Annotated in this window: 9 protein-coding genes; all 9 read right to left on the bottom strand. The window is 57.0% G+C overall.

The window, feature by feature from the left end:
* Window positions 1–284: hypothetical protein (locus VMU57_RS06350; protein ID WP_325381792.1), on the bottom strand; the 284-nt coding region annotated here is incomplete at its 3' end.
* Window positions 285–383: 99 nt separating this feature from the next.
* A complete protein-coding gene (locus tag VMU57_RS06345; protein ID WP_325381791.1) occupies window positions 384–800 on the bottom strand; it encodes a hypothetical protein in 417 nt (138 codons plus the stop codon).
* Window positions 801–964: 164 nt separating this feature from the next.
* Window positions 965–1,513, bottom strand: coding sequence for a hypothetical protein (locus VMU57_RS06340; protein ID WP_325381790.1), 549 nt, complete (start codon window positions 1,511–1,513; stop codon window positions 965–967).
* On the bottom strand, window positions 1,494–1,913 hold the full coding sequence (locus VMU57_RS06335; RefSeq protein WP_325381789.1) for a hypothetical protein: 420 nt from the start codon (window positions 1,911–1,913) through the stop codon (window positions 1,494–1,496). The genes VMU57_RS06340 and VMU57_RS06335 overlap by 20 nt, the downstream gene beginning before the upstream one ends.
* Window positions 1,914–2,185: 272 nt before the next feature.
* Complete coding sequence (locus VMU57_RS06330) at window positions 2,186–2,476, bottom strand: DUF3846 domain-containing protein (RefSeq protein ID WP_325381788.1); 291 nt, start codon at window positions 2,474–2,476, stop codon at window positions 2,186–2,188.
* A gap of 302 nt (window positions 2,477–2,778) precedes the next feature.
* On the bottom strand, window positions 2,779–3,069 hold the full coding sequence (locus VMU57_RS06325) for a nucleotidyltransferase family protein (protein ID WP_325381787.1): 291 nt from the start codon (window positions 3,067–3,069) through the stop codon (window positions 2,779–2,781).
* Window positions 3,070–3,230: 161 nt separating this feature from the next.
* Entirely contained in the window at window positions 3,231–3,908 is a 678-nt protein-coding gene (locus VMU57_RS06320) for a nucleotidyl transferase AbiEii/AbiGii toxin family protein (RefSeq protein ID WP_325381786.1), read from the bottom strand.
* The gene (locus VMU57_RS06315; RefSeq protein WP_325381785.1) at window positions 3,908–4,204 is read right to left on the bottom strand and encodes a hypothetical protein; all 297 of its coding nucleotides are present in this window, start codon (window positions 4,202–4,204) and stop codon (window positions 3,908–3,910) included. The genes VMU57_RS06320 and VMU57_RS06315 overlap by 1 nt, the downstream gene beginning before the upstream one ends.
* Window positions 4,205–4,679: 475 nt before the next feature.
* Complete coding sequence (locus VMU57_RS06310; RefSeq protein WP_325381784.1) at window positions 4,680–4,862, bottom strand: hypothetical protein; 183 nt, start codon at window positions 4,860–4,862, stop codon at window positions 4,680–4,682.
* Between the last annotated feature and the right edge of the window lie 230 nt (window positions 4,863–5,092).

Here is a 5,092-nt window from a genome sequence, read left to right as displayed (position 1 = left end):
TGTTGCACTCGTTCGAGATCGGCTTCCGCGGGATCGCGTCTTCGCATGCGCGGCCTCGCATCAATCACCTCATCCGGCAAACAGCGCTCCGAATCTGCGGAGACGAGGGGTCTGGTCCCGACCGTGATTTCCGGCGACGCTTCGCAGCTGATTCCGCGATCGATCGCCTCACTGTCGGCGGCCTCGGTGTTTGAAGCTTTGGCTTCCACGGCAGGACCAGCTGCCGGTGTGCCCATGGCAGCTGCCTCACTCCCCACTTCAGCCAGGAAGCTGAAGAGGCTCATTTGATCTTTAGACGAAGACGGCTTCCTCAACCTGACCTCCCATCTCGCGCGAGTCCGCGCCTGAGCAGAGAGCATTCAGCTCCTGCTCGCTGGATGTGCCTACTCGTTGTCCGGGGTCTCGAACATTCCGTTGTAATCGCCCGGAAGATCGGACGCCTGGCTGTTCATCTGGGCCCGCTGCATCCGGTTCAGGTTGCGTTGGTCCCGCTCCGAGAGGAAGTTCTCAACAGACGGACGACCCGTGGAATTGCGGAACGGCTCCCAGTTTGGTTCCATCGCTACCCGGTTACTGCCTTTGGCGAATGCGGTCACCAGCTTCATCCGGGCGACGACGCGCGCGCCGCGCGCGGCAAGCAATGCGGCGTTGGCGAGAATTACGGCGTTGTGGGCTTCGGTCTCATGCACCTTTGCCACTTCATACTCGATCATGAGGTTCTCTATCTCGAACTGGAGGTCCTCTCCGCCGACATCGCTGACGCTGATCTGTACAGCGGAAAATGGTTGTGTCTGTGCCATAAAACTTCCTTTCGGATTTGAAAAGGAATTGAGGGTACTGACGCACGCATTCGATCTGTGGTGCGCATTCGGTCATCGTTGTGCGCCGCGCCATCCTGAACCGATGGGAAGGCTGTCTGTCGAGGCCGTGGCTGGATCGCTTTGTCGAATCGGGCCTGGACGGGCTACTGCTCGGCGGCGGCGATCTCTTTCCATAACCCTGGTCTGTGAACCGCAAGCCAGGCCGCTGCGTGCGCTTTATCCACCAGGACCTCAAACCCGATCGGATCGCTGGACAGCCGCTTTGCAGAACGGCAGTAGTCCAGCACCTTCTCCACCTCGACATCGAGAGGTTCCATGAAGTAGGCGATTCGATCCGCTTCCAGGTCATGGCCCCAGCCGATGCCGACTAGATCCTTGATCTCTTCATTCGCAGCTTGGGAGAACCTGCGGTTTGCCTGAAAGCTGGCCTCGATGCGCCGATCATCGCTGTGAATGATCGCCGAGACTACTGGTTCGCTGTGACGCTCTCGCGTCGTAAGAGCCTCTGGTGGGATTTCGGGAGCTTCGACGGTACGACCGTGGTAGGCATCCAGGACCGCGGCAATGGAGTCGAGAATCCCCGTGAGTTCCTTCAGCTTGTATTTGCGACCGGCCTCATACCGGTTCACGAGAATGTCCTCAATCTGATTCAGCGCATCCTGTAGATGGCTGTCAGGCTGCTGTTCCGCCATGACGATTCTCCTCGGTTGGGAGCGCGGCGCTGTGGATGCGCTGCGCAAAGGCCGCAAGGCCATCGAGACCGGTTGTCCTCAGGCGCTCCAGTGAGAACCAGTTGTTGGGGCCTCCGGCATAGTCTCTGCGGTGCTTGCAAGTCCGGACCAGAACTCCGAGACCCATGCCGTCCATGTTGAGGATCACGTAGAGGCGATCTGCGTGGAGCGTGGCATCCCCGGAAACCGCGATGCCTCCTGGGTTGAAGCGGATATCGACGTCGCAACGTTCGAGTCCGAGTTCTCTCGAAAGACCGCGCAGAAGCTTCAAGCTCAAGCGCTTGTATTCCTTCTTGTTCGCTTCGTGATAGCCACACCGGCCGTCAAGCTCGATGAGCTTGGCGATTTCACTTCTGTTCATGGTTGTGTAGCCTCTTGGGATTAGCGATGGGGTGCTTCGGCCCCGTAACATCCTTCGCAAGCATCCAGCCTGCGCGATTGGGAGTCATGAAGCTTAGGGACACACTCTCGCGTCTTCCTCGTTTGGGCGAAGCGGAGAGTGTCAGCAACGCGCCGATAGCGGCCTTGAACGTCAAGTGCGAGGCCGTCCAGGGCTTCTCGACGCGGATCTGCCGATGGATCAGTAGAGATTGTTCATGAGGTCTGCGCCTCAGTGCCTGGTGCAGGCGATGGTTACTGAAGCTCCTGGGTCGTACAAATCAGAGCGTTGCCCGTGATGAAGTCCCAGGGGATTCCGCCAGCGCGATGCAGGAGGCGAGTTGCGCTCTCATTGCGCCGTTCCCGGAAGTCATCGCGCAGTTTGCCTTCTTCATCGATGACCATGACCCCGCCGTCGTCGAGATAGATGGCTTCGATCATCTCGCATCCAATCAGCGTGTAGAGTTCGTCCAAACTAAAACCAGATGCCAAATCGGCCGGTACGATCGCTTCGCTCGTCCCATCAAACCTGAGTAGCTGTGCCATGACGGTATCCTTCTCCAAGCAGCAAGAAGGCTGCCCGAAGGCAGCCCCGAGTTGGCATTACACTGTGTCGATTCCCTAGCCTCCGGGACGTTTTCAGCGGACAACGCTATGAGGCTCAGGAGGCAAACCCGGCCTGCGAAGCAAGCCAGACGATTTGCCGAGGCGAACCACGCCTATCAGTTGATAAGCGTCTCGCTGGAATGGGTGGTCGCAACCATTGAGGAATAGAGGATGCGTAAGGGCCACTGGGAGAGTTTCTCTATGGCAGCTTCGTTCACCGTTCGGGAAGTTGTTCCGTCCAGCTATATCGGCTGCGCCTCGGAAATAATCCGGTCCCGGAAATCTTTGTGGAGGGCCTTGGAAGTGAGCACATCGACGGAGACTCCCAGCAGATTCCTCAGTCGGTACCTGATCTCGCCGATGTCGAAGATCGATGTCTGCGGAGGCGTGTCTACGAGTATGTCAAGGTCACTCTGTTCCGTGTCTTCCCCAAGAAGGACAGAGCCAAAAACACGAGGGTTGCTCGCATGGGAAGATTCCACGATGCTGCGAATCTCGTCTCGATGCAAGCGTAATGCTTCCGACGGTCTCATTCAGAGAGATCCTCGCTCCCCATTATCATGGACGATCTATCGGACGTCCTCATTCTCCGCCTGCTCCACTACAACAACCGCAGATATCCACTTGGGAGAGAAATAGTCCTGGAATCGCGGTTCGACCGTCGATCCGGAAAAATGGGTCGAAGTCGAACAAATCAGCGGAGCGTCAATTGCTTGTCGACCACGGAGACATCAGGAAGGTCGCGCACGGCACTCACCACATGGACCAAGCCGTCTTTCGTCGCCTTTGGCAAGCTATCCAGGTCCCCGCCCTCAAAATAGACTAATGCCTTCAGGCACTCGCTCGGCTGGAAAGCAGAGCCAAACAAAGCGCGAGCCGCCGCCAAACCTCTTTCCAATGGAACACCGCTGCGAAGGAGGGCGGCAACATCGAGATAATCCTTGGCTTCGACACGCTGCAGCAGGACCTTGACCTTGGTCGCCAAGAGATCGTCACACGAAGCCACCTGCACGATCCCATCCTCTGTCCATTGCGGATCTGCAACACGGCCGAAGGTAATCGAGCCAAAGAAGGAAACCTTGACAGGTGGATCCTTGCTTCCATTGTGGGTTACAAGGACGGTAAAAGTATCTGGAGTATCCTGCAAGACCTCTGCATTTCGGACGAAGGGAAGCCTTTCCAGAACTGCGGAGCGTTGCAGTTGGCGCTCGGTGAAGAAATCGAAGTCGACCGATGTGCGGTGCCCCAGACGCAGCGCAATTGCGGTCCCTCCATAGAGCGCAAATCCTAGATCCGCAGATGGGCGCAACTCGGGCCACAATCGCGACTGCCTCTGCGGCAATATATGAAGGCAGGGAGAAAAGGATTTCATCACGCGATTCTCCGTTGCGGCAAAGCGGGCACCCTGCCAGGCTCACATAGCCCAAGCCGGTAGTGCCAGTAAGTCCACGACTTCTCATCGAACTGCCCGGCTTCGGCTCGATGGAGCAGTTCGCGGAGATATTGCTCATCCACTTCGCGGACAAGGGCCTGGACATCCTCATAATTTCCAATGTTCATGACCTGCGCGATGATCCGATCCGGGTGTAGGGCGGCCTCTTCCGGTGTTTTCCACCAGATGTACTTGACGGCGAACCGAAGCAACGTCTCCTTGCTCAACGATTTCATGGATCGCCTCTCCTTCAGCGGGTGTGCCAGCAGCCTTGGGAAATCCCTCATGCCAAGGATAATGTACCTTGGGTGCAGTGGCATGAGGATTCTTCTCCCACGGGACAGGGTGGAGATCTGAGGTTCATCGGCGCAACAAGCGTTTGCACTCGGAACATTTGCAGAGGTGGCAGCAGTCCCAGCAGTAGAACTTCCCATTTGGCGTTATATGCCCTTCTGAATTCGTATCGAAGATGCGCCCGCACACACCGCACAGTTCAAACGCGTCCGGTATAAGACGGAAGGCCTCCTGCAATACATAAATGACAGAAAAGGACTGTTCCGCTGTCATCTTCCGGGGCCGCTTTCTCAGATGTATACCTGACGGCGGATTTCCACCCATCAGGAAGTCGTGAAGTTGCACTACGCATTCCAAATCGATCGGCATTGTGTTCTCGTTTCTGGATCGCACGTTTCAAACAACTGCGCCAGCCTCTTACTTCGCGATTGAGTCGGGTCGAAACTGTCGAATGACTTCAAAGACGATGCGCTTCCCGACTGAAGCAGCAAGTTCTTCGGTCATTTTTCTGCCTCGTACCCGATCGAAGATAAGTGCGGCTGCCCACTCTTCCATCGCGATCTGGGCATCGGCGTCCGTTGCATCGCTCGATCCGGCCATAAAAGCACCTCTCAGCTCAATCAAAGTCGAGCCTGATTTCTTATCGGGCTTGAGGTCAGGCCGCAGCCTGGAGTTCGTCTTCGTCGGCGTCGCTATCCGAGGGCCGCCTGAGTTTCAGGGAGTCGTAGCGGTCGGCCTGGTCCTTGTCCGACCGTGGCCCAAGGTAGACGGGCTGAAAGAGTGATCCGCCGTTCGGGAACGCATAGAGGTATTCGACCTCGATGAAGTGG

It is taken from the genome of Edaphobacter sp. (assembly GCF_035532915.1).
In the GTDB taxonomy this organism is placed as follows: domain Bacteria; phylum Acidobacteriota; class Terriglobia; order Terriglobales; family Acidobacteriaceae; genus Edaphobacter.
This window is presented reverse-complemented; position numbering and strand designations above follow the sequence as displayed.